The sequence below is a fragment of the Qipengyuania sp. SS22 genome, assembly GCF_025736935.1.
Classification (GTDB): Bacteria; Pseudomonadota; Alphaproteobacteria; order Sphingomonadales; family Sphingomonadaceae; genus Qipengyuania.
On record NZ_CP107048.1, the window covers coordinates 2,172,829 to 2,194,284 of the forward strand.

Consider the following 21,456-nt stretch of genomic DNA (forward strand, 5'->3'; position numbering starts at 1 on the left):
CGGCATCCCGCCGGTAAGGCCTCCTAGATATCGCCGCCTGTAAGCCTCTGACAAATAAGGTCTAGCTGGTCGAGCGTGCGAAACCGAATCGTCACGCTCCCTGTATTGGGCGTGGCATCGGTGGCGATCTTTACCGGCATGCCGAGGAATTCCTCAAGATGGCTCTGGACCGCCGCGATATCGGCATTGTCGCCTGGCTCGGGCCCGTCTCCTGATACGCTCTCGGCGGTCTGCCGGCTGCGGGGCTTGCGGGTGAGCGCTTCCATCTCGCGGACAGAAAGACCTTCGGAAACCGCCTTCTTGGCAAGTTCGGTCGCCTCTTCGCGCCCGATCAATGCGCGGGCATGGCCCATCGACAGCGAACCCTCCGCCAGAAATGCCAGGATCGTGTCGGGTAGAGCGAGCAGGCGCTGGAAGTTGGCGACGTGGCTGCGTGATTTGTCGACCAGCTTGGCGATTTCGGCCTGCGTCATTCCCTCGTCGTCGGAGAGCTTCTGGTAAGCGCGCGCTTCTTCGACCGGGTTGAGGTCCTCACGCTGGAGGTTCTCGATAAGCGCAAGCGCCATCACCTCGCGCTGGTCGAGTTCGCGCACCAGCGCCGGGATTTCGTGCAGTCGGGCCTTTTGCGCGGCCCGCCAGCGCCGCTCACCCGCCACGAGGCGATACCGTCCCTCGCCCAGCGGCGAAACGATGATGGGCTGGATCACACCGCGCGTAGCGATCGACGATGCCAGCGATTCGAGCGCGTCCTCGTCGAAGCGGCTACGCGGCTGACCGGGCAGCGGCTCGATATCGGCCACGGGGATCGAGGCGAGGCCCTCGGTCGGAGCGGTGTGGGGCTCGGAATTGTCCGCAGGCGAACGGTCGCTGATGCCGCGATCCTGCCGCACAAGCGGTTCTTCACGGCGGGTCTCTCCGAGCAGGGCGCCAAGTCCCTTGCCGAGCTTCTTCTTCCGGTCGATCGGTTTTGCTCCGGTATTCGATGCGGTTTCGCTCATGCCGCCTTCCTCTTTTCGGGTAGTCGTCCGATCAACTCGCGCGCGAGGCCGATATAGGCGCGGCTGCCCGAGCAATTATGGTCATAGACCAGCGCAGGCATGCCGTGACTGGGTGCTTCGGAAAGCCGCACATTGCGCGGAATGACGCTGTCAAAGACGAGCTTGCCCAGGCAATCGCGCACATCGTCAGCGACCTGGTCAGTAAGTCGGTTGCGGCGGTCGAACATGGTCAGAACGACACCAACGATACCCAGATCGGTGTTGAAACCCCGCTGGACGCGCTCGACCGTCTGCAGCAATTGGCTGAGTCCCTCCAATGCAAAGAACTCGCATTGGAGCGGTACCAGCAGTGTATCGGCCGCACAAAGCGCGTTGAGCGTCAGCAGTCCGAGCGACGGCGGACAGTCGATGAAGCAGATTTCGTATCCGGCGAAACTACCGCGTTCCTGCGCCGACAGCGCATTTCGCAGACGCGCCGTGCGATCTACCACCGAGACGAGCTCCACCTCGGCGCCCGACAGATCCTGCGTTGCGGGCACGATATCGAGACCCGGAATATCGGTCGGCTGCGCGCATTCAGCCAAAGTGGCTTGGTCGAGCAGCAAATCGTAGCTGGTGTTTTCGCGGTCGGCAGCCGCGATACCCAAACCGGTGGATGCGTTTCCCTGCGGATCGAGATCGATCAGAAGCGTCTTCCAGCCAGTGGCAGCCATCGCCGTGGCAATGTTGATCGCGGTAGTGGTCTTGCCGACCCCGCCCTTCTGGTTGGCAATTGCGATCGTGATCATGCTTTTGCGCTCCACTTGCCGCGTCCAACGATAATTCCCGCTTCGGAATCGGTGTGGGATTGTTCCACGTGAAACATCCCACGGCGATTCTTGGGCAGGTCTTTAACTTCTTGCGCTGCCGAACGCCCTTTGGGCAACACCCAGCAGGTGCTCCTTGTGGAGAAGCGAGCCGATAGAGCGAGCAGACGGTCCAGCGGCGCGAAGGCGCGCGCGGATATTACCCCAGCATCGAATGCCTCGACATTTTCCAGCCTCTGCCCCTCTACGCGGCAGTTTTCGAGGCCCATCAGGCTCGCCGCCCACGATAGCCATTCGACACGCCGTTTGCGCGATTCGACCAGGACAACCGGCATTTCAGGACGCATCGCAGCGATAACGAGTCCGGGAAAACCCGCCCCGCTCCCGAGATCCAACCAGGGCTGCGCGGCGGAAGGCATCTCGCAGAATTCGAGCAATTGCGCCGAATCGGCGATGTGCCGCTGCCAGATCATCGAAAGCGTGGGCTTCGCGACCAGGTTCTGCTGCTGGTTCTCTTCGGGAAGCGCCTGCGCAAGCCGATCGAGGCGATCCATCGCCTCCTCGTCGCACAGACCGGCGACATAGGCACGCGCGTCGCTTTCGGTCGAAATCATGCAGCGCGGTCCAGTTTGCGGGCATGCACCAGCACCGCAGCCAACGCCGCCGGGGTAATCCCGCTGATGCGGCCCGCGGCCGCCAGGGATTCGGGACGGGCGACGGAGAGACGTTCGATCATCTCGTTCGAGAGACCTGGGACTTCGGCGAAGGGAAAATCGCGCGGGAGGTGCTGTGCTTCGCTGCTCCGTAAATCGGCGAGCTCGGCCCGCTGACGCGCGAGATAGGGCGCATAGAACGCATCCTCCGCCATCTCGACTGCGAGTGGATCGGATGGGTCGACGCCCTCCATCCACGGTGCAAGTGTATCGAGATTGGCGTGGCCACCACCCAGCCATTCCGCAGCCGGGCGCGGACCGGTGTCGCGTTTCACGTGAAACCCTGCGTCGGACAGGACCTTGGAGTGGATGGGCGCTGCAAAGCGTTCGGCGTAGCGTCCACGCCGTTCCTCGCGCTGCGCATACCACTCCGCCCGTTCTTTCCCGACCAGACCGCAGGCGACGCCCAGCGGCGTGAGCCTCGTATCGGCGTTGCTCGCGCGAAGACGAAGGCGATATTCGGCGCGGGAAGTCAGCATGCGATAGGGCTCGGTGATCCCCTGGAGGGTAAGATCGTCGAGCATGACCGCGATATAGGAATTGGCGCGATCGAGCGGCGCAGGCGCAACGCCTAGCACCGTCGATGCCGCGTGCATACCGGCCATCAGCCCCTGCGCAGCGGCCTCCTCATAACCCGTCGTTCCATTGATCTGACCCGCGCAATAGAGGCCCGGAATGGCATTGAGCTCCAGCCCCGAGCTAAGCGCGCGTGGATCGATATGATCATATTCGACCGCGTAACCGGGCACTGCCATTTCGACCCAGCGCAACCCGTCCATTTCGCGGAGCATGCCCAGCTGGACATCGACCGGGAGCGAGGTGGATATGCCGTTGGGATAGATCAATTCGGTGTCCAGCCCCTCGGGTTCGAGAAAGACCTGGTGCCCTTCACGGTCGCCAAAGCGGTGGATCTTGTCTTCGATGGAAGGACAGTAGCGCGGACCGGCGGCACCGATCGCGCCAGAGAACAAAGGCGAGCGATCAAGATTGGCGCGGATGATATCGTGTGCGCGTTCGTTCGTCCGCGTGATCGCGCAGAAAATCTGCGGGTTGCAGCGCACGGTCGTAAGCGAGCTCATCGTCCAGGCTTCAACATCCGACGGCTGTTCCTCGAGAGCGGCCCAGTCGATGGTTCTTCCATCGAGGCGCGGCGGGGTGCCCGTCTTGAGCCGCCCCATCGGCAGGTCTGCCTCGCGCAACTGGTCAGCAAGCCGATGCGCTGCCCCCTCGCCGATGCGCCCGCCTTCGAAGCGCTCTTCGCCCCGATAGAGCACGCCGCCGAGGAAGGTGCCCGTGCACAGGATCACTGCCTCCGCGTCGAGAGCGGTACCGTCCGCCAGTTCCAGCCCTGCGAGCCGATCGCCGTCGAACCGCAGTGCCGCGACCTCACCCGCAATCAGGTCGAGGCGCGGCTGAGCTTTGACAATGGTCTGGACCGCGCGATGGAACAGCCTACGGTCGGCCTGCACGCGCGGGCCCCAGACAGCACTCCCCTTCGAGCGGTTGAGCATTCGGTAGTGGATTGCAGCCGCATCTGCCGCGCGGCCGATAACGCCGTCGAGTGCATCAACCTCGCGCACCAGATGGCCCTTGCCCAGTCCGCCGATCGCCGGGTTGCAGCTCATCGCTCCGATCTTGTCGAGATCGAGGCTGATCAGGCCGGTGCGCGCTCCCATGCGGGCGGCCGCGCAGGCCGCCTCGACACCGGCGTGACCGCCGCCGACTACAAGGACATCGAAGGTTTGCATTGGTGGCGCGCCTTAGCCTTCACCCTGACTCGCGTCAAAGTGCATGTTTCACGTGAAACACTACTTGCCGATGCAGAAGCGACCAAAGAGAGCATCGAGCATCTCTTCAGTCGAATCGCGACCCACCAGCCGATCAAGCGCGCGTCTCGCGCTGCGCAGGTTCTCCGCGACCACAAGCAAGTCGCCTGAAGCGTCGACCGCTGCGAGGTTTTCGGCTGCGGTAATGGCCCATTGTCTCTGACGACGGTTGAACGCGACTTGGTCGACCGGCGGGAGCGCCGCCTTGCCCAGAGCTACCAATCGCTCCACCAAGTCATCGATGCCTACACCAGTTACAGACGATACTTTCAAACCCTCGGCGCTTGAGCGGTCATCCAGGTCGCTTTTCGAACCGATAAGGATCGACCCTGCGGGTGCCTGGCCGGGTTCTCCGAGCCATAGCACGATCTGCCCTTCCTCCACCGCGCGGCGGGCGCGCGCGATACCGATCTCCTCGATCATGCCCGCCCCTTCCTCGCGCATACCCGCCGTGTCCACGAGCACGAATGGTACCCCGCCGATGGCAACAGGCCGTTCGAGCACATCACGGGTCGTCCCCGCCTCGGCAGTCACGATAGCAGCATCATCAGACAGCAACGCATTGAAAAGCGACGATTTACCGGCATTTGGTGGTCCGGCGAGAACGACGCGAATGCCATCGCGCAGGCGTTCCGCGGCAGGCCGACCGGCCATCCGCTGCATCTCTTCCGCCAAATCGACAATCTCGCCTTCGAAAGATGTCGGCAAGCCCGCCACATCGTCCTCGTCGGCGAAATCGATAACCGCTTCCACCGAGGCGGCGAGACCTAGTATCCGCTCGCGCCAGCTCTCGATCTGACGGGACAGTGCGCCGCCCGCCGAAAGCAGCGCGCCCTTGCGCTGCAAATCGGTTTCAGCTGCAAGCAAATCCGCAAGCCCCTCGGCCTCGGCGAGATCGATCCGGCCATTGCCGAACGCGCGGCGGGTAAATTCGCCCGGTTCCGCCTCGCGCAGACCTTCCAGCCCGCCAAGCGCTGCCACGATCGCAGCGATGACCGCGCGGCCGCCATGACAGTGGATCTCGGCAAGGTCTTCGCCCGTTGCGGTGGCTGGCCCGGGAAACCACAGCACCAGAACGACATCGAGCGCTTCTCGCGCGTCATCGCGCAAGGTCCGCACCCGCGGCGAGCGCGCCGGGGGGAGATCGCCCGCCAGCGCGGTCAGCGCATCGCCCGCCTTGGGTCCGCTTATCCGGATGACACCGATCGCCGCCGGGGGTGCCCCGCTCGACAGGGCAAAAATCGTATCTTCCATCGCGCGCGGGCGCTCCTAGTCGTCGGCGGGAGACTTGTCCGGCGAAGACGAGCGCGAGGCATTGGCGCCTTCCATGAAGCTCTGTAACAGCTTGAAGCCAGCCTGCCCCATCGGTGCAAGCTGCTTGGCATATTCCTGCAACTGCTCGTTGTTGTTCACGCCCTTCATCGCCTTCGACATCATGTCAACATAGACCGCATTCGCCTTGCCGACATCGGGAAGGCCCATGAAGGTCCGCGCCTCGTCGGGCGTACAGTCGATTTCGATATGGACCTTCATAGCGCTTGCTCCGTTATGTCTTGCAAGACCCTATCTGGGTCCGCATCACGCGTCATGCAAGCATAAGACACCAATCGAAGCGAGGGAGCCCCGCCCATGAGCGAAACCGTCACCATCTCCACCCTGTCCGCCAACGAGACGTTCGGCGCCTATGTCGCGCGCCCGGCGAACACGCCCAAGGCCGCCATTCTCGTCATCCAGGAGATCTTCGGCGTGAATGCGGGCATTCGCCGCAAATGCGACAAGCTGGCCGAAGAAGGCTATCTGGCAGTTGCGCCCGACCTGTTCTGGCGGCTCGAGCCCGGTGTCGAGCTCGACCCCGACGTCGAACCCGAATTCCAGCGCGCGCTCGACCTGATGGGCAAGTTCAACCAGGACCAGGGCATCCGCGACATCGAGGCGACGATCCACCATATCCGCGGCGAGGAAGCTGTGCCCAAGGTCGGCTGTGTCGGATACTGCCTCGGCGGCCGGCTCGCCTATATGACCGCCGCGCGCACCGATGTGGACGCCAGCGTTGGCTATTACGGGGTTGGGATCGACGGCCTGCTCGATGAAAAGCACGCCATCGCGCATCCGCTGATGCTGCATATCCCGACCGAAGACGGTTTCGTCGACAAGGACACGCAGAAGGCCATGCACGCGGGGCTGGACGACCACCCTCGGGTCACACTCCACGATTACGCGGGGCTCGATCACGGCTTCGCCACCGAATTCGGCAAGCGCCGGTCGGACGAGGCCGCGCAACTAGCAGATAGGCGCAGTGCGGAGTTTTTCGCCAAGCACCTCGGCTGATGCAGAACAAGGCGCATATCCGCAGTTCTTCCGAACTGTTCATGCGGTTCGGGCCCACGCTGGTTGTGGCGTTGCTGACCGCGCTGTTCGTCATGGTCGACTGGCTGCGCTGGGGGCTGGTGTTCACCGTCCCGCTTCTGCTGCTGGCCATCTATGATTTCTTCCAGCGGCGGCACACGCTGTGGCGCAATTATCCGCTGCTCGCGCATGTCCGCTGGATCATGGAGGATTTGCGCCCCTATGCGCGCGCCTATCTGGTCGAGGGCGATCTGGAAGGCCGCCCCTTCAACCACCAACAGCGCGCGCTGGTTTACGCACGGGCCAAGGGCCAGCTCGATTCGCATCCCTTCGGGACCGAACTGGATGTGTATTCGGACGAATATGAGTGGCTCGCCCACTCGATGGCCCCCAACCCGCAGGCGCCAGCCGAATGGCGTGTGGACGTCGGCAGCAGGCAGTGCACCCAGCCCTATTCCGCATCGCTCCTCAATATCTCGGCGATGAGCTTCGGCTCGCTGTCGGCCAATGCAATCATGGCGCTCAACAAGGGCGCAGCCGCGGGCAATTTCTACCACGATACCGGTGAAGGCGGTATCTCGCGCTATCACCGCTCGCACGGGGGCGATCTCGTCTGGGAAATCGGCAGCGGTTATTTCGGTTGCCGCACCGAAGATGGCGCGTTCGATCCCGAAGCCTTTGCCGAAAGCGCGCGCGGCGAACAGGTCAAGATGGTCGAGATCAAGCTGAGCCAAGGCGCCAAGCCCGGCCATGGCGGGGTCCTGCCCGGCAGCAAGGTCACCAAAGAGATCGCCGAGGCGCGCGGGGTGCCGGTGGGGAGCGATTGTATCTCGCCGCCGGCGCATTCGACCTTCTCCACTCCGATCCAGATGCTCGAATGGGCCGCCAAGCTGCGTGAATTGTCGGGCGGGAAGCCGATCGGGGTGAAACTGTGTGTCGGCAAGCCGCATGAGGTCTTCGCGCTGATGAAAGCAATGCGCGAGACCGGTATCACGCTCGATTACATCGTCGTCGACGGTGCCGAAGGCGGCACCGGGGCCGCTCCCGTGGAATTCTCCAACCGCGTCGGCATGCCGCTGCGCGAAGGGCTTATCCTGATGCGCAATGCGCTGGTGGGCAGCGGGTTAAAGCCCGAGGTCAAACTGGTCGCGGCGGGCATGGTGCATTCGGGTGCCGGGATGGCGATGAACTTCGGCCTGGGTGCCGATTGGTGCAATGCGGGGCGCGCCTTCATGTTCGCGCTTGGCTGTGTTCAGTCGATGAAATGCCATAACGACATGTGTCCGACCGGCGTGGCCACACAGGACGCCACGCGGCAGCGCGGTCTGGTGCCGATGGAGAAGGCCGAGCGCGTCGCGCGGTTCCAGCGCCATACGCTGCATTCCTTCCGCGAAATGGTCGTTGCGATGGGGCTCGACAATCCGTGGCAGATCGCACCCGCGCACATCTCCGAACGCCAGAACAGCGCGCAGTCGGACAGCCTCGACCACATCCACCGCTTTATCGAGCCCGGCCAGTTGCTCGACTCCCCCGAAAGCACGCCCTATGCCAAGGCCTGGGCCGCCGCACGGGCGGATACATTTGCGGAGGCAGTATGACGGCTGAACAGGGTTTGAAGCGCTGGCACGAGGTGGTCGAGAACGGCAATTCGCCCGAGGCGCTGGCGGCGATCATCCACGAAGACGCGGTGTTTCATTCGCCCGTCGTCCATACCCCGCAGCGCGGCCGCCCGATCGTAGTGGCCTATCTTTCCGCCGCAGGTCAGACGCTTGGCAATGACAGCTTCGAATATGTCCGCGAACTGGTCGATGGCGAGAACGCAATGATCGAGTTCAAGACCGAGATGGACGGCATCGAGGTCAATGGCATCGACCTGATCCGCTTCGATGAAGACGGCAAGATCACCGACTTCAAGGTCATGGTGCGGCCGCTGAAGGCAGTGAACAAGGTCTGGGAGCAGATGGGCGCCATGCTGGAGCGTATGAAAGCGTCATAAACGCGCAAGGATAAACGCCGCACGCTCCTTCGCGGGGGCCAGCGGTAGATCGATCAGCGTATAGCCATAATCATGCCAGGCGCCGGACACCGCCCGATCGCTGGCGACCGCTTCCTGCCAATCCTGGATACGCTCATCGTCAGGTGTGTAGATCGCGCGCCACGGCGGGGCGCGAAAGATCGGCCCGTCGAACCGATATTCGGCGCAGGCGCGCGCAATTGCTTCGGACACGGGAAGTCCCTCGACCCGCAGGAAACCGGCGATATCGGGGAAGCCGCGGTCGAAGACGACCGGTCCCTCGATGTTGGTATCGTTCCACGCTGCCAGCTGGGCTGCGAGCATTGCATCGGCAAAGCCCAGCGGATCCTCTTCGCGCAGCGCCATTCCGCCAGCGGATTTCAGGATCGTCCGCGCGACTTCCGCAACTGTCGCCACGCCGCGGCGCGAAAGTTCTGCCAGCAGGGTCGACTTGCCCGCCCCGGGAGCCCCTGTGATGGCGGCTCTCTGGACGGGCATCGCGGTCGAAACCTTACTGGTTCATCGTTGCGAAGAAGTCTTCATTGGTCTTGGAATCCTTCATCTTGTCGAGCAGGAATTCCATCGCGTCGATCGTGCCCATCTGCATGAGGATCCGGCGCAGGACCCACATCTTCGACAGCTTGTCCTTCTCGACCAGCAGCTCTTCCTTGCGGGTACCGCTCTTGCCCACATCGAGCGCGGGGAAGATGCGCTTGTCGGCGACCTTGCGGTCGAGCACGATCTCGGAGTTACCCGTACCCTTGAACTCTTCGAAGATGACCTCGTCCATGCGGCTGCCGGTATCGATCAGCGCGGTCGCGATGATCGACAGCGAGCCACCTTCCTCGATGTTACGCGCCGCGCCGAAGAAGCGCTTGGGACGCTGCAGGGCATTGGCGTCGACACCGCCGGTCAGCACCTTGCCCGAGCTGGGCACCACGGTGTTGTAGGCGCGGCCGAGACGGGTGATCGAATCGAGCAGGATGACGACATCCTGCTTGTGCTCGACCAGGCGCTTGGCCTTCTCGATCACCATTTCGGCAACCTGTACGTGACGGTTGGCAGGTTCGTCGAAGGTCGAGGAGATAACCTCGCCCTTCACGCTGCGCTGCATGTCGGTGACTTCCTCTGGCCGCTCGTCGACGAGCAGGACCAGCAGGAAAACTTCGGGATGGTTGTCGGTGATCGCCTTGGCGATATTCTGCAGTAGCACGGTCTTACCCGTGCGCGGCGGCGCGACGATCAGCGCGCGCTGGCCCTTGCCTTGCGGGCTGATGATGTCGATCACCCGGGCCGACTTGTCCTTGACCGTCGGATCGAGCGTGTCGAGCGAGAGCTTCTCGTCCGGATAAAGCGGCGTGAGATTGTCGAAATTGGTCCGGTGGCGAACCGCATCGGGATCGTCGAAATTGACCTTGTAGAGCGTCGTCAGCGCGAAATAGCGCTCGCCCTCGCGCGGCGCGCGGATCTCGCCCTCGACCGTGTCACCCGTACGCAGGCCCCATTTGCGGACCTGGTTGGGCGAAACATAGATATCGTCGGGGCCGGCGAGGTAGTTCGCCTCGGGGCTGCGCAGGAAGCCGAAACCGTCCTGCAGCACCTCGATAGTGCCGATGCCCATGATCTTTTCTTCGTATTCTTCGTCTTCGGCAAGCTCGCGCAGGATGCAGAACATCAAATCCTGCCGCCGCATGGTCGAGGCGCCCTCGACACCCAGCTCTTCGGCCATCGCGACCAGGTCTGCCGGGGTTTTCTCTTTCAAATCCTTGAGATGCATAATTCTACTCGGTAATCAGTGTGGATGGCCGGCAGGTCGGTGGGTCCTTCGACACGCTCAGGACTGGGCTTGGGGAAAGCAGACCCGGTCCCGTCTCTATGCGGGACCTGTAGCCGGTAGGTGGGATGCAATTACGGCGGTGCCGCGGAGGCGTCAATCGCGAATGCGACCGGCCGATCGCTCAGAAGGGTTTGACGATCACCAGCACGACGATGATCGCCAGCGCGATCCCGGGAAATTCACCCCATATCCGCAGCTGTTTCTCGGTCATCGGACGCTCGCCCGCGACCATCTTTTTCGACCGCGCAACCATGATTCCGTGAAACGCGGTGAGCAGGAGGACGAACAGCAGCTTGGCATGGAACCAGCCCTGGTCCCACGCGCCGATGGTCATCGCCAGCAGCAGCCCCAGCACCCATACGACGATCAGACTGGGCGTCAGGATTACCTTGCGCAGCAGGCCCATTCGCTTGCCCCACAGGGCTGCTTCCGCAGAGCCTTCGGTGGCCGAGTGCAGGTAGATCATCTGGCGCGGCAGCATGAACAGCCCCGCCATCCAGAACACCATGAAAATGATGTGTCCGGCCTTCAGCCACAGATAGGTCATCGCCAATACATCCTGCATCGCCGGGCTATGTAGGCTGCGCGCACGCCTGCGTCACCCCTTGAAACCGCGCACGGTGGCCAGCAGGCGCTCGACATGCGCGATTGGCGTCCGGCGGTCGATCCCGTGGCCCAGATTGAAGACATGCGGACGATCGGCGAAGCTTTCGAGGATGAAGCGGGCACGCTGTTCCAGCCGATCGCTTCCCGCCAGCAGGAGCAACGGATCGAAATTGCCCTGAACCGGCATGTCGCCGGGCAGTTCGCGGGCCACCCATGCCGGATCGAGTGTCTCATCGACACCGATCGCCTGCACCCCCGTTTCACGGGCATAGGCGGCCAGCTTCTCGCCCGCCCCCTTGGGAAATCCGATAATCGGCGTGGTCGGGTGGCGTTCGCGCAGGGCTGCGACGATCCGCGCATTGGGGGCAATCACCAGCCGCTCGAATTCGTCCGGGGCCAGACTCCCTGCCCAGCTGTCGAACAACTGAACCGCTTCCGCGCCCGCCTCGATCTGGCCGGACAGGTAGGTGATCGTCTCGTTGGTGATCGCTTCGAGAATTGCGTCGAGCTTGGCTGGATCGCGATAGGCCATCGCGCGCGCTTCGTGTTGGTCGCGGCTACCTTCGCCTGCGACCATATAGGTCGCGACAGTCCACGGGCTGCCGGCAAAGCCAAGCATGGTCACGTCATCGGACAACCGCTGGCGGCACAGCCGTACGGTCTCGTAGATCGGCTCGTAGCGTGCTCTATCGGGTGTCAGCCCCTCGAGCATGGCATCGACGAGCGGCGGTGATAGCTTGGGTCCTTCGCCGGCAAGGAATTCGAGATGCTGTCCCAGTGCATGCGGGACGATCAGGATATCGGAGAACAGGATCGCCCCATCGAAGCCGAAGCGGTCAATCGGCTGCAAGGTGATTTCGCAGGCGGCTTCGCTGTCATAGGCCAGCGCAAGAAACCCGCCCTTTTCGGCGCGCAATTCCCGGTATTCGGGCAAGTAGCGACCCGCCTGGCGCATGAGCCACAGGGGCACGCGATCAGCACGTTTGCCGTTCAGCGTATCGAGCAGGAGACCGGGCATCGCTGAGTCCAATCTAATAAATAATAGTATTTATAAAGAGGTTGTAGGAGTCTGTTGGCCCTGTGGATTTCAGGGATAAGTGGCCCCTGCCCGATTTCTCCCGCGCTGCAAAGGGTTCAGGCCGCTTGCCGACTCGCCGCAGCCTCTGAGTCGAGTCAAACTTATCCCTGCTATGCCTACCCCTGCGCAAAAGTCGGATTTGGTGTGCGGGAATCGGCCCGTGAAGGACTCGTTCCGGGGAGGCTTTTTGCTCCCGAACTTGTCGCCAGCTTTCTCCCGTGGTTTATGCCCCCGTTCTCCACAGGCCGCAGGACCCCGTCATCGCCAACCGCGTCCATCTTCATCTGCTGTCCGATTCCACCGGCGAAACGCTCGAAATGCTCGCCAAGGCGGCGCTTGCGCAATTCGAGGATGCCGATGTCATACGGCATTTCTGGCCGATGGTGCGCAGCCGCCAGCATCTCGAGCGGATCCTGCCCGAACTCAAGGACAATCCGGGCCTTGTCCTGTTCACGCTGGTCAATCCGGACACGCGCAACCGGCTGGAGGAAGCCTGCACCCAGCTGGGCCTGCCCGCGGTTCCCATTCTCGACCGCGTGACCGAAGCGCTGGAAAAAGCGCTGGGCCAGGAAGCGCATGGCCGCCCGGGGCGCCAACATGCGATGGACCAGGCCTATTTCAACCGCGTCGAGGCGATCCAGTTCACCATCGCGCATGACGACGGGATCGGCTGGGAAGAATGGGAAGAGGCCGATATCCTGCTTGCGGGCGTGTCGCGCAGTTCGAAAACCCCGACCAGCATCTATCTTGCCAATCGCGGCTACAAGGTCGCGAATATCCCGCTGGTGGTCGAAAGTCCGCCGCCATCCAAGCTGTTCGAACTCAAGCACCCGATGATCGTGGGGCTGACCACCGCGCCCGAACGGCTGGTGCAGATCCGCCGCAACCGCCTGCTTACGCTCAATGAAGAACGCGAGACCGACTATGTCGATGGCGAGCGGGTCAAGGGCGAGGTCAAGTTCGCCCGGCGGATGTTCGCCGACAATGGCTGGGCAGTGATCGACGTGACACGCCGCTCGATCGAAGAAACCGCCGCCGCGGTGATCCGCTTGTATAACGAGCGTTCGGCAAGTGGCAGTTCGCAGGGATCCAAACCGATATGAGTGACCTTGGCGGTAGCGGGATCGTGCTCGCCTCGAACAGTGCGTCGCGCAAGGCGATGCTGGAGGCGGCGGGGATTGCCTTCGAAGCTGAAGGTGCCGCGGTCGACGAACGCGCGCTTGAAGCCGAAATGAAAGGCGCCGAGCCTGCCGAGATCGCGCAGGCGCTGGCTGCGGCCAAGGCTGCGGCAGTGTCCGCCGCACGCCCCGATGCGCTGGTGTTGGGTTCGGATTCGCTCGTCGAGGTCGACGGCCGACGCTTCGACAAACCGGTGAGCCGTGACAATGCTGCCGAACATCTGCGGTTCTTTTCCGGCAAGGTGATGACGCTGCACAGCGCTGCAGGGCTGGCGCGCGGAGGCCAGATCACCTGGGTCGGTTCCGATTTCGCGCGCTTGCGCGTACGGGACCTCAGCGAGGATTTCATCGCCGCCTATCTCGATGCCGAATGGCCCGCCGTATCCTATTGCGTGGGCGTATTCCGAATTGAGGGACCCGGGGTGCAGTTGTTCGAGAGTATTGCGGGCGACCAGTTCACCGTGCTCGGTATGCCTCTGCTGCAAGTCATCGATGCGCTGCGCGGCGAAGGCGCGCTCGCTTCGTGACCGACTATGTCGAAGTGATCGGCGATCCAATCGCCCAATCCAAATCGCCCGCCATCCACGGTTTGTGGATCGAAAAGCTCGGGCTTGATGCAGACTATCGCGCCACACGCGTCGAAACTGCGGGGCTGGTGGACTACCTCGCCGCACGCCGCGAAGACTCCACCTGGCGCGGATGCAATGTCACCATGCCGCACAAACAGGCGATCATGCCGCTACTCGACCGGCTCGAACCGCTGGCAAAGCGCGTCGGTGCGGTAAACACGGTCGTGAAGGCCCCCGACGGACGACTGGTCGGACGCAATACCGATGTCGCCGGGTTTCTCGAGCCGCTGGCGCAGCGGCTTGGTAAGCAGCACTATTTCCGCATGGCGCGCGTGCTCGGCACCGGCGGGGCGGCCCGCGCGATCGTGACCGGGCTGGCGCGCGAAGGGTTTCGCATCGTCCTCGCGGGCCGCAATACAGATAAGGCGAGCGCGCTGCTGGAGGAACTCGATCCCGACGGCGAACACCATGTCGCGCCGCTGGACCATTTCGCGCAAGCGACCGATTTTGAGTTCGACGACCGCGAGGGATGCTGCGACCTGGTCGTCAACGCCTCGTCGCTGGGCATGCGCGGCCAGCCCGCCCTCGCCTTCGACTGGAGCCATGCGCCGCCGGGCTCGATCGCTTATGACATCGTTACAGACCCGGTCGATACGCCCTTTCTCGAAAATGCCCGCGCTGCCGGGTTCCAGACCATCGATGGGTTTTCCATGCTGATCGGCCAGGCAGCGGCGGCGTTCGAATATTTCTTCGGCGTAGCCCCGCCCCGCGAATACGATTCGACGCTGCGCGAAAGGCTGGCGGCATGACCCGCCCGCTCATCGTCGGCCTCACCGGTTCCATCGGCATGGGCAAGTCCACCGTCGCCGCAATGTTCGAAGCGGCTGGCGTGCCGGTATTCGATGCCGATGCCGAGGTCCGTGCGATGCAGGGGCCGGGTGGCGCGTTGGTGCCCGCAATCGAGGCTGCCTTTCCCGGGAGTACCGATGCGGGCGGCGTCTCGCGCGAAAAACTCGGGGCGCTGGTGTTCGGCAATCCGCAGGAATTGTCCCGGCTCGAAGCCATTGTCCACCCAGCAGTGGGAGCGCAGCGCGAGGCTTTTCTGATCGAACATGCCGGCGCGCCGCTGGTAGTATTCGATATCCCGCTATTGTTCGAAAAGGGCGGCGCCGATGCGGTCGACCGCGTGGTGGTCGTCTCCGCCCCTGCCGAAGCCCAACGCCGGCGGGTGCTGGCCCGCCCCGGAATGACCCAAGAGAAGTTCGCGCATATTCTCGAACTGCAAACCCCCGATTCGGAAAAACGCGCGCGGGCTGACCACATCGTCGACACCGGAACCTCGGTCGAAGAGACCGAAGATGCGATCCTCGCGCTGATCGCGGAGCTGCGCAGTGCCGGACCCGCGCGGCGATCGCCGTAACCCCCTTGTAATCTGGCCCCGCGGGGTCGATAGGAGTCGTGATGCGCGAGATCGTGTTCGATACCGAAACCACCGGCCTAGACCCCAAGACCGGGGACCGGATGGTCGAGATCGGCTGCATCGAGATGGTCAATCTCGTCCCAACCGGCGCGAGCTACCACGCTTACTTCAATCCGGAACGCGACATGCCCGCGGGCGCCGAGGCCGTACATGGCCTGTCGGCGGCATTCCTGTCGGACAAACCGCTGTTTCGCCACCTCGCTGCCGAACTGCTAGACTTCATCGGCGATTCGCCGCTGGTGGCGCACAACGCGGGATTCGATTTCGGGTTTCTCAATACCGAGTTGTCGCTGTGTGAACTGGCGCCGGTCTGCACCAGCCGGATGATCGATACCGTCGCCTTGGCACGCAAGCGGCATCCGGGGGCCAAGCTCTCGCTCGACGCACTGTGCTCGCGGTACGGGATCGATCGCAGCCACCGCGTCAAGCACGGTGCGCTGCTCGATGCCGAATTGCTGGCGCAGGTCTATGTCGAGCTCAAGGGTGGGCGGCAGATCGGCCTCGAACTGGCGGCCGAGGTCGCCTCCGCCGGGGTCGTCCAAACCGCCGATTTATCTGCCGTGCGCCAAGCCCCGTCGGGGCCGCGCCGCCAACCGCGCCCGCACCATGCCAGCGCTGCGGAACTGGCGCGGCATCGCGAATTCATGACCGGGATCGAGAACCCCCTGTGGGGCTAGCGTCCGGTAAGGCGGAAACCGGCGGACGGGCCGGGGAGTTTGATCCGCACGGGGAGCGGTAAAGGAGATAACAACAAGATGGATATTCGTGTTTCCGGCCACCAGATCGACACCGGCACAGCGCTGCAGGAGCATGTCGGCGATCGATTGAACTCCATCGTCGACAAGTATTTCAACCGTGCCATTTCCTCGCATGTCACCTTCGGCAAAGGGTCGGGCGGCGCGTTCACATCCGATATCGTCACGCATGTGATGCAGGGCCTGATCCTCAAGGGTCATGCGGAAGCGCATGACGTCCACCAGGCCTTCGATGCCGCGGCGAGCAAGATCGAAAAGCAGCTGCGCCGTTACAAGCGCCGGATCAACGACCGCCACGAACAGGCCGCCCATGCGGTGCGCGAGGCGGAAGCCGCCTATACGATCCTCGGCGCGCCAGAGCCCGACAATGACGAGGAACTGGCTGCCGACAGCCCGCCGGTCATTGCCGAAACGAAGGCGATGATTCCCGAATGCAGCGTGGCCGACGCGGTGATGCTGCTCGATCTGCAGAACACCAACGGCCTGTTGTTCAAAAATGCGGGCAGCGGCGTGCATAATATGGTCTATCGCCGTCACGACGGTTCGATCGGCTGGGTCGAGCCGCGCTAGGAGCGACGGAGAGCAGCAATGACCGGGGCCGCAATCAGCGGGGCCGAGCGCCATCATCGGGCGCTCGAAAGCCTCTATACGTCGGCGCCGGTCAACGCGCTCTTCCCCTCGCGGCTGGAAATTACCGGCGAGGGCACGTCGCGGATCACCTTCGATGTGACCGAAGAAGTCTATCATGCAGCCGGTGCCGCGCATGGCACGATCTATTTCAAGATGCTCGACGATGCCGGTTTTTACGCCGCGAACACCTTCGTCACCGACCGTTTCCTGCTGACGACCTCGTTCAATTTGCATTTCACCAAGCCGGTGCGGGTGGGACAGGTGGTCGCCGAAGGGCGCTGGGTAAGCGGTCGCAAGCGCGTGTTCGTTGCCGAATCGCGGCTGGTCGATGCCGAGGGCGACGAGATCGGCCGCGGTACTGGCACCTTCATGCGCTCGCATATCCCGCTGTCGAGCCTGCCCGGCTATCTCGCCGAAGGCTAAGTACGGTGGACGCGCGCCTGCCAGCCCATGTCGAGGTGTCGGGCCTGATCCGCGCGGTCGAAAGTGCCGGTGGTTTCGGCATGGTCCTCCAGAAGGGGGAGAAGGATGCGGGCATCCTGCTGGTATTAACCACGCAGAGTGGCAGAAATACCCGCTTGTGGGAGCGTATGCCCCAGCTCGATGGCTCGCGTACCTTCGTCTGCACGCGTACCCAAGATAATGAAAACGCTAGAGAATTTGACGAGTATCTGACAAAGCGTCGGCGCTCCGACCCCGATTGCTGGGTTATCGAGCTGGATATCGAAAATGCAGAACGGTTCGTCGCAGGGGCGACCGGTTAACTTGACTTAATATCAATTGCGACTATTTGCCCGCCAGCTTCGATGCGCAGGCGGCGTTAGGACGGCAATGGGGTCGACACGCAAGCACGCAGACGGGGGGTGGCCGGCAGGCCCGTATCGGATCCACGTTCTAGGACGCCATCAACGCGCCATGGATCCCAGCCTGCGTCAGACCGCCAACCGCTTAGTTGTCAGTGAAAAATGGTTTTCAAGACTACCGGGTTTACCGCGGTCATCGCGGCGATTGCCTTTACTACTTTTGCCGGGGCGGAAGGTTCCGGCGCCAACGCCCAGGTTGCGGCGCAAGCAACCACAGACACCACCACCGAGGCACAGCTCACTGAAGAAGTGGTGCCCGTCTTCGTAGAGAAGGCCGTGGTGCAGGAGCTTCCCGAAGCGGAAGCCGTATCAGACAATTCCGCCGACGCGGCACCGCAGGCCGACAGCCTGCGCGAGCTCGTCGCCGCCATGCCCGCTGGCAGCCAGCTTTCCGACGAACTCCAGTGCCTCGCCGGTGCGGTCTATTTCGAATCGCGCGGCGAACCGCTCGACGGCCAGCTGGCGGTTGCGCAGGTGATCATCAACCGCGCCGAAGATCGCCGTTTCCCATCGAGCTATTGCAGCGTTGTCTACCAGCGTTCGCAGTTCTCTTTCGTCAAGCAGGGCCGCATGCCGCGGATCAAGACCGGCTCGCGTGCCTGGCAGCGGGCGCATGCAATCGCCCGCATCGCCCACCGCGGGATGTGGGACAGCGAGGCAAGCGACGCGCTGTATTTCCACGCCAATTATGTCCGGCCGAGCTGGAGCCGCCGCAAGGTAGCGCTCGCCACGATCGACACCCACGTCTTCTACCGCTGAGATAGGCTGTATTTTCGGAAGGGGCCTTCGCATGAGCGGGGGCCCTTTTCGATTCGCGCTAGCTAGTCGCGTACGTCGATCCAGACCGGCGCGTGATCGCTGGCCTTTTCACGCCCGCGATGCTCCTTGTCCACGCCCGCCGCTTGCAGCCTAACGGCAAGCTCGGGGGACAATAGCAAGTGATCGATACGGAACCCGTGATCGCGCTGCCATGCGCCCGCCTGGTAATCCCAATAGGTCCATACGCCGCCGCGCGGGTTGAGCGTATCTAGTGCATCGGTCCAGCCATCGCCCAGCAGCCGGGCATAGGCATCGCGCGATTCGGGCTGCATCAGTGCATCGGTGGCCATGGCGCGGACCGACCAGACATCCTTGTCCTCGGGGATCACATTGTAATCGCCGACCAGCGCGGTGGGGATTTCCTGCGCCCAGAGCGAAGCGGCATGCGCGCGCAGCCGGTCCATCCAGGCTAGTTTGTAATCGAATTTCGGGCCTGGTTGCGGGTTGCCATTGGGCAGATAGATCGACGCCACGCGAACGCCGTTTACCTCCGCCTCGAGATAGCGCGACTGTTCGTCTTCGGGATCACCGGGCAGGCCGCGCTGGGTTTCCACCGGCTCCACGCCGTCGGCCAGGATGGCGACGCCGTTGAAACTCTTCTGCCCATGCCAGATGGCTTTGTAGCCGATGCTCTCGAACTCATCGACGGGGAACCCCTCGTCCATCGTCTTGATTTCCTGCAGGCAGGCGACGGTGGGTCGGGTTTCCTCGAGCCATTCCTTCAGGCGCGGCAAGCGCGCCTTGATCCCGTTGATATTGAAGCTGGCGATACGCATGCGGGCGTTCTTATGGCCTCGGCAGGCGGTTGGCCAGCGCCAAGCCCGATGATCTGCAGTGCGTTTGTCACAGCGGCGGAAAGGCCCGCTCCGCTACTTCGCGATGGTTAGATGCCGAAGCTCGACCCGCAACCGCAGCCTGCCGCGGCCTGCGGATTTTCGACGCGGAAGGCCGCGCCGCCCAGCGATTCGACGAAATCGACGGTGCTACCCGCTACGAGGTCGAGACTGACGGGATCGACGAGCAGCTTGACGCCGTCCTTCTCGCTAATCGCATCGTCACTTTCAGCCGTATCGGCGAGACCGAACTTATACTGGAAACCCGAGCAGCCACCGCCCTCGACCGAGAGGCGGAGGATGGCCGGTTTGGCCTGCTTCTCGGCGATGGCGGCGATACGGGCCGCCGCGGCATCGGTCAGGGTGGGGGAATTGATCATGGAAGTGATGTAGGGAGGTGCGCGGCCAGTCTCAAGCGGTCTGGATGTAAGTGCGCATGGCTTCGGCCTCGTGCTCGATCTCGTCGAGCCGCGCCTTGACCAGATCGCCGATCGAAATGAACCCGCACATTGCCTCGCCATCGACCACAGGCAAGTGGCGGATCCGCCGCCGGGTCATCAGCGCCAGCGCTTCGAGCACCGAGGTCGTGCGCCGTACGGTGATCGCAGGTGCCGTCATTACCTCGCCCAGCGACCGCGACAGACAGGCATCGCCCTCATCGGCGAGGCGATAGATTACGTCGCGTTCGGAGAAGATGCCAACCACCTTGCCGGCTTCTATTACCGGGATCGCGCCGATGCGTTTCGAGGCCAGCAGCGCAACCGCGTCGCGTACAGGCGTATCGACATTGCAGGAGATGATGTCGGAGTTCGCCCGCCCTTCGATCAGACTGCCGATTTCCATGCGCCATCTCCTCCGGTTCACTGCTGCAAGAATGCCATCTTCACCTGCAAAAAGCGAATCGTCCAGCATCCCGGCGTTGAAACTCGCTCGCTGGCCCGCCATGTGCGCTGCGATGGCGCATAAATCTCCCCTTGATGATCCGGAAAGCGCAGCCTTTGCCTGGGCGCGTTACCGGCGGATCATGCGCTTCATGTTCCTGCTGACGGTCGGCGTGGTCGCGATTGCGATGGCGTTGCTGTACCGCCACGGCGCCGAGGAGGTCTCGATCCACTTCTACATCGCAGTCGCGCTCGGCGTCGGCTTCACCATGCTGCTGACCAGCGCGCTGATGGGACTGGTGTTCCTGTCTTCGGGCACCGGCCATGACGAAGCGATCGAAGACCCGCTCCGCAACGACGACTAGTCGGCTGGCCTGAGGCGGTACTCCTCGACCGGCACGCCGCCGATCAGATGGCACTGGATGATCGCCTCGAGCACCTCGGGGTGGCACGAATGGTACCAGACGTTATCGGGCCAGACGACCGCGATGGGCCCGGCCTCGCACACTTGCAGGCAATCCGCCTTGGTCCGCTGGACAGTGCCCTCGCGGCCAACCAGGCCGAGTTCCTTCAGCCGGCGTTTCAGATAGCTCCATGCCTGCTTACCCTCGTCGCGGCGGCAGCATTTCTGCTTTTCAGAGATGCCGCACAGGAAGATCTGCCGTTCGGCAATGGCGCCGCCGGTCTTGGCCAGCGCTTGCTCGGCCTTGCGCAGGGCTTTCGGTTGTGCAGTCAAAAGTATCGATGCAGTCTCAGCTACGCTTGCCCGCAATCCGTGCAATCTCGGCCTTGACCAGTTCCTCGACCATGCCGGGGAGATTGTCGTCGAGCCATTGGGCCAGCATCGGACGCAGCATTTCGCGCGCCAGGCCTTCGAGCGAGGTCTCTCCCGAACGGACGATCTGCGGCTGCTTGCCGGGTTTGGCGAGCATGGCGAGCGCGGCGAAATTCTGGCTCATCGCCGCACGCGTATCGCCCCGCGTAAGCGCATCGACCTCGGCTTCGTCCTCGTCCTGCTCGTCGTCGAGGGCGATTTCCTCGGCCAGTTCGAGCACTTCGTCTGCTTCTTCGGAATCGGCAGGTTCGGCGAGGGTTTCACGCATGGTGGCAGCCGTGCGACGGCGACGCTCCTGGATCGCGCCTTCGCGATTGTCGCGTGCGATCACCTTTTTGATCGAGTCGAGAATTTCCTCGACCGAAGGTTCACCCGTTTGCTGCATCGTC

At 63.1% G+C, this 21,456-nt stretch carries 28 protein-coding genes; 13 read left to right on the forward strand and 15 right to left on the reverse strand.

Features of this window, described 5'->3' with window-relative positions:
* Positions 1–23 precede the first annotated feature (23 nt).
* The 6 genes from N6L26_RS10850 to N6L26_RS10875 are packed head-to-tail and all read right to left on the reverse strand — an operon-like array spanning position 24 to position 5,876.
* Positions 24–998 (reverse strand): ParB/RepB/Spo0J family partition protein, encoded by a 975-nt coding sequence (locus N6L26_RS10850; protein WP_263605584.1) that lies wholly within the window; start codon positions 996–998, stop codon positions 24–26.
* Positions 995–1,786: a ParA family protein gene (locus N6L26_RS10855; RefSeq protein ID WP_263605585.1), complete on the reverse strand. Its 792-nt coding sequence runs from the start codon at positions 1,784–1,786 to the stop codon at positions 995–997. The genes N6L26_RS10850 and N6L26_RS10855 overlap by 4 nt, the downstream gene beginning before the upstream one ends.
* Entirely contained in the window at positions 1,783–2,418 is a 636-nt protein-coding gene (gene rsmG, locus N6L26_RS10860; RefSeq protein ID WP_263605586.1) for a 16S rRNA (guanine(527)-N(7))-methyltransferase RsmG, read from the reverse strand. The genes N6L26_RS10855 and rsmG overlap by 4 nt, the downstream gene beginning before the upstream one ends.
* Positions 2,415–4,265: a tRNA uridine-5-carboxymethylaminomethyl(34) synthesis enzyme MnmG gene (gene mnmG / locus N6L26_RS10865; protein ID WP_263605587.1), complete on the reverse strand. Its 1,851-nt coding sequence runs from the start codon at positions 4,263–4,265 to the stop codon at positions 2,415–2,417. The genes rsmG and mnmG overlap by 4 nt, the downstream gene beginning before the upstream one ends.
* A 60-nt stretch (positions 4,266–4,325) precedes the next feature.
* The gene (gene mnmE / locus N6L26_RS10870; RefSeq protein ID WP_263605588.1) at positions 4,326–5,597 is read right to left on the reverse strand and encodes a tRNA uridine-5-carboxymethylaminomethyl(34) synthesis GTPase MnmE; all 1,272 of its coding nucleotides are present in this window, start codon (positions 5,595–5,597) and stop codon (positions 4,326–4,328) included.
* Positions 5,598–5,612: 15 nt separating this feature from the next.
* On the reverse strand, positions 5,613–5,876 hold the full coding sequence (locus tag N6L26_RS10875; RefSeq protein ID WP_263605589.1) for a DUF6489 family protein: 264 nt from the start codon (positions 5,874–5,876) through the stop codon (positions 5,613–5,615).
* A 96-nt stretch (positions 5,877–5,972) separates the two neighbouring features.
* On the opposite strand from N6L26_RS10875, the gene N6L26_RS10880 reads away from it, so the two are divergent.
* The 3 genes from N6L26_RS10880 to N6L26_RS10890 are packed head-to-tail and all read left to right on the forward strand — an operon-like array spanning position 5,973 to position 8,685.
* Positions 5,973–6,671: a dienelactone hydrolase family protein gene (locus N6L26_RS10880; protein WP_263605590.1), complete on the forward strand. Its 699-nt coding sequence runs from the start codon at positions 5,973–5,975 to the stop codon at positions 6,669–6,671.
* Entirely contained in the window at positions 6,671–8,287 is a 1,617-nt protein-coding gene (locus tag N6L26_RS10885; RefSeq protein ID WP_412071327.1) for an FMN-binding glutamate synthase family protein, read from the forward strand. Before N6L26_RS10880 ends, N6L26_RS10885 begins: the two co-directional genes overlap by 1 nt.
* Positions 8,284–8,685 carry a nuclear transport factor 2 family protein gene (locus N6L26_RS10890; RefSeq protein ID WP_263605591.1) on the forward strand — a complete coding sequence of 134 codons (402 nt, stop codon included), beginning with the start codon at positions 8,284–8,286 and terminating at the stop codon, positions 8,683–8,685. Before N6L26_RS10885 ends, N6L26_RS10890 begins: the two co-directional genes overlap by 4 nt.
* Here the strand turns inward: N6L26_RS10890 and N6L26_RS10895 are convergent.
* From N6L26_RS10895 to hemE, 4 genes are all read right to left on the reverse strand, one after another.
* Complete coding sequence (locus N6L26_RS10895) at positions 8,680–9,201, reverse strand: AAA family ATPase (RefSeq protein ID WP_263605592.1); 522 nt, start codon at positions 9,199–9,201, stop codon at positions 8,680–8,682. The two genes, N6L26_RS10890 and N6L26_RS10895, sit on opposite strands and share 6 nt — an antisense overlap.
* A gap of 13 nt (positions 9,202–9,214) precedes the next feature.
* A complete protein-coding gene (gene rho / locus N6L26_RS10900; protein WP_263605593.1) occupies positions 9,215–10,480 on the reverse strand; it encodes a transcription termination factor Rho in 1,266 nt (421 codons plus the stop codon).
* 181 nt (positions 10,481–10,661) lie between these two features.
* The gene (locus N6L26_RS10905) at positions 10,662–11,105 is read right to left on the reverse strand and encodes a CopD family protein (RefSeq protein WP_263605594.1); all 444 of its coding nucleotides are present in this window, start codon (positions 11,103–11,105) and stop codon (positions 10,662–10,664) included.
* Between the two features lie 33 nt (positions 11,106–11,138).
* A complete protein-coding gene (gene hemE, locus N6L26_RS10910; protein WP_263605595.1) occupies positions 11,139–12,164 on the reverse strand; it encodes a uroporphyrinogen decarboxylase in 1,026 nt (341 codons plus the stop codon).
* A gap of 377 nt (positions 12,165–12,541) precedes the next feature.
* Between hemE and N6L26_RS10915 the strand changes: the two genes are divergently transcribed.
* The 9 genes from N6L26_RS10915 (at position 12,542) to N6L26_RS10955 (ending at position 18,458) form a co-directional block, all read left to right on the forward strand.
* A complete protein-coding gene (locus N6L26_RS10915) occupies positions 12,542–13,327 on the forward strand; it encodes a pyruvate, water dikinase regulatory protein (RefSeq protein WP_263607297.1) in 786 nt (261 codons plus the stop codon).
* Positions 13,324–13,929: a Maf family protein gene (locus N6L26_RS10920; protein WP_263605596.1), complete on the forward strand. Its 606-nt coding sequence runs from the start codon at positions 13,324–13,326 to the stop codon at positions 13,927–13,929. Before N6L26_RS10915 ends, N6L26_RS10920 begins: the two co-directional genes overlap by 4 nt.
* Complete coding sequence (gene aroE / locus N6L26_RS10925; RefSeq protein ID WP_263605597.1) at positions 13,926–14,780, forward strand: shikimate dehydrogenase; 855 nt, start codon at positions 13,926–13,928, stop codon at positions 14,778–14,780. The genes N6L26_RS10920 and aroE overlap by 4 nt, the downstream gene beginning before the upstream one ends.
* Positions 14,777–15,391 (forward strand): dephospho-CoA kinase, encoded by a 615-nt coding sequence (gene coaE / locus N6L26_RS10930; protein WP_263605598.1) that lies wholly within the window; start codon positions 14,777–14,779, stop codon positions 15,389–15,391. Before aroE ends, coaE begins: the two co-directional genes overlap by 4 nt.
* A 41-nt stretch (positions 15,392–15,432) precedes the next feature.
* Complete coding sequence (gene dnaQ / locus N6L26_RS10935; RefSeq protein ID WP_263605599.1) at positions 15,433–16,128, forward strand: DNA polymerase III subunit epsilon; 696 nt, start codon at positions 15,433–15,435, stop codon at positions 16,126–16,128.
* A 78-nt stretch (positions 16,129–16,206) separates the two neighbouring features.
* Positions 16,207–16,776 carry a ribosome hibernation-promoting factor, HPF/YfiA family gene (gene hpf / locus N6L26_RS10940; RefSeq protein WP_263605600.1) on the forward strand — a complete coding sequence of 190 codons (570 nt, stop codon included), beginning with the start codon at positions 16,207–16,209 and terminating at the stop codon, positions 16,774–16,776.
* An 18-nt stretch (positions 16,777–16,794) separates the two neighbouring features.
* Positions 16,795–17,259, forward strand: a complete 465-nt coding sequence (locus N6L26_RS10945) for a PaaI family thioesterase (protein ID WP_263605601.1) — start codon at positions 16,795–16,797, stop codon at positions 17,257–17,259.
* Positions 17,260–17,264: 5 nt separating this feature from the next.
* The gene (locus N6L26_RS10950; protein WP_263605602.1) at positions 17,265–17,600 is read left to right on the forward strand and encodes a DUF1491 family protein; all 336 of its coding nucleotides are present in this window, start codon (positions 17,265–17,267) and stop codon (positions 17,598–17,600) included.
* Positions 17,601–17,801: 201 nt separating this feature from the next.
* Positions 17,802–18,458 carry a cell wall hydrolase gene (locus N6L26_RS10955; RefSeq protein WP_263605603.1) on the forward strand — a complete coding sequence of 219 codons (657 nt, stop codon included), beginning with the start codon at positions 17,802–17,804 and terminating at the stop codon, positions 18,456–18,458.
* Between the two features lie 62 nt (positions 18,459–18,520).
* On the opposite strand, the gene xth is transcribed toward N6L26_RS10955, so the two are convergent.
* From xth to N6L26_RS10970, 3 genes are all read right to left on the reverse strand, one after another.
* Complete coding sequence (gene xth, locus N6L26_RS10960) at positions 18,521–19,294, reverse strand: exodeoxyribonuclease III (protein WP_263605604.1); 774 nt, start codon at positions 19,292–19,294, stop codon at positions 18,521–18,523.
* Between the two features lie 107 nt (positions 19,295–19,401).
* A complete protein-coding gene (erpA, locus tag N6L26_RS10965; RefSeq protein WP_263605605.1) occupies positions 19,402–19,731 on the reverse strand; it encodes an iron-sulfur cluster insertion protein ErpA in 330 nt (109 codons plus the stop codon).
* Between the two features lie 31 nt (positions 19,732–19,762).
* A complete protein-coding gene (locus tag N6L26_RS10970; protein ID WP_263605606.1) occupies positions 19,763–20,194 on the reverse strand; it encodes a CBS domain-containing protein in 432 nt (143 codons plus the stop codon).
* 112 nt (positions 20,195–20,306) lie between these two features.
* Between N6L26_RS10970 and N6L26_RS10975 the strand changes: the two genes are divergently transcribed.
* On the forward strand, positions 20,307–20,597 hold the full coding sequence (locus N6L26_RS10975) for a hypothetical protein (protein WP_263607298.1): 291 nt from the start codon (positions 20,307–20,309) through the stop codon (positions 20,595–20,597).
* Here N6L26_RS10975 and N6L26_RS10980 read toward each other — a convergent pair.
* Positions 20,594–20,968 (reverse strand): (2Fe-2S) ferredoxin domain-containing protein, encoded by a 375-nt coding sequence (locus N6L26_RS10980; RefSeq protein WP_263605607.1) that lies wholly within the window; start codon positions 20,966–20,968, stop codon positions 20,594–20,596. The two genes, N6L26_RS10975 and N6L26_RS10980, sit on opposite strands and share 4 nt — an antisense overlap.
* Before the next feature lie 16 nt (positions 20,969–20,984).
* Complete coding sequence (locus N6L26_RS10985; protein WP_263607299.1) at positions 20,985–21,452, reverse strand: DUF2497 domain-containing protein; 468 nt, start codon at positions 21,450–21,452, stop codon at positions 20,985–20,987.
* Positions 21,453–21,456: the final 4 nt, after the last annotated feature.

Bases quoted from the DNA above. Each gene is read 5' to 3' on its own strand.
- N6L26_RS10850 (WP_263605584.1), bottom strand. From the start codon at position 998: ATGAGCGAAACCGCATCGAATACCGGAGCAAAACCGATCGACCGGAAG.
- N6L26_RS10855 (WP_263605585.1), bottom strand. From the start codon at position 1,786: ATGATCACGATCGCAATTGCCAACCAGAAGGGCGGGGTCGGCAAGACC.
- rsmG (WP_263605586.1), bottom strand. From the start codon at position 2,418: ATGATTTCGACCGAAAGCGACGCGCGTGCCTATGTCGCCGGTCTGTGC.
- mnmG (WP_263605587.1), bottom strand. From the start codon at position 4,265: ATGCAAACCTTCGATGTCCTTGTAGTCGGCGGCGGTCACGCCGGTGTC.
- mnmE (WP_263605588.1), bottom strand. From the start codon at position 5,597: ATGGAAGATACGATTTTTGCCCTGTCGAGCGGGGCACCCCCGGCGGCG.
- N6L26_RS10875 (WP_263605589.1), bottom strand. From the start codon at position 5,876: ATGAAGGTCCATATCGAAATCGACTGTACGCCCGACGAGGCGCGGACC.
- N6L26_RS10880 (WP_263605590.1), top strand. From the start codon at position 5,973: ATGAGCGAAACCGTCACCATCTCCACCCTGTCCGCCAACGAGACGTTC.
- N6L26_RS10885 (WP_412071327.1), top strand. From the start codon at position 6,671: ATGCAGAACAAGGCGCATATCCGCAGTTCTTCCGAACTGTTCATGCGG.
- N6L26_RS10890 (WP_263605591.1), top strand. From the start codon at position 8,284: ATGACGGCTGAACAGGGTTTGAAGCGCTGGCACGAGGTGGTCGAGAAC.
- N6L26_RS10895 (WP_263605592.1), bottom strand. From the start codon at position 9,201: ATGCCCGTCCAGAGAGCCGCCATCACAGGGGCTCCCGGGGCGGGCAAG.
- rho (WP_263605593.1), bottom strand. From the start codon at position 10,480: ATGCATCTCAAGGATTTGAAAGAGAAAACCCCGGCAGACCTGGTCGCG.
- N6L26_RS10905 (WP_263605594.1), bottom strand. From the start codon at position 11,105: ATGCAGGATGTATTGGCGATGACCTATCTGTGGCTGAAGGCCGGACAC.
- hemE (WP_263605595.1), bottom strand. From the start codon at position 12,164: ATGCCCGGTCTCCTGCTCGATACGCTGAACGGCAAACGTGCTGATCGC.
- N6L26_RS10915 (WP_263607297.1), top strand. From the start codon at position 12,542: ATGCTCGCCAAGGCGGCGCTTGCGCAATTCGAGGATGCCGATGTCATA.
- N6L26_RS10920 (WP_263605596.1), top strand. From the start codon at position 13,324: ATGAGTGACCTTGGCGGTAGCGGGATCGTGCTCGCCTCGAACAGTGCG.
- coaE (WP_263605598.1), top strand. From the start codon at position 14,777: ATGACCCGCCCGCTCATCGTCGGCCTCACCGGTTCCATCGGCATGGGC.
- dnaQ (WP_263605599.1), top strand. From the start codon at position 15,433: ATGCGCGAGATCGTGTTCGATACCGAAACCACCGGCCTAGACCCCAAG.
- hpf (WP_263605600.1), top strand. From the start codon at position 16,207: ATGGATATTCGTGTTTCCGGCCACCAGATCGACACCGGCACAGCGCTG.
- N6L26_RS10945 (WP_263605601.1), top strand. From the start codon at position 16,795: ATGACCGGGGCCGCAATCAGCGGGGCCGAGCGCCATCATCGGGCGCTC.
- N6L26_RS10955 (WP_263605603.1), top strand. From the start codon at position 17,802: ATGGTTTTCAAGACTACCGGGTTTACCGCGGTCATCGCGGCGATTGCC.
- xth (WP_263605604.1), bottom strand. From the start codon at position 19,294: ATGCGTATCGCCAGCTTCAATATCAACGGGATCAAGGCGCGCTTGCCG.
- erpA (WP_263605605.1), bottom strand. From the start codon at position 19,731: ATGATCAATTCCCCCACCCTGACCGATGCCGCGGCGGCCCGTATCGCC.
- N6L26_RS10970 (WP_263605606.1), bottom strand. From the start codon at position 20,194: ATGGAAATCGGCAGTCTGATCGAAGGGCGGGCGAACTCCGACATCATC.
- N6L26_RS10975 (WP_263607298.1), top strand. From the start codon at position 20,307: ATGGCGCATAAATCTCCCCTTGATGATCCGGAAAGCGCAGCCTTTGCC.
- N6L26_RS10985 (WP_263607299.1), bottom strand. From the start codon at position 21,452: ATGCAGCAAACGGGTGAACCTTCGGTCGAGGAAATTCTCGACTCGATC.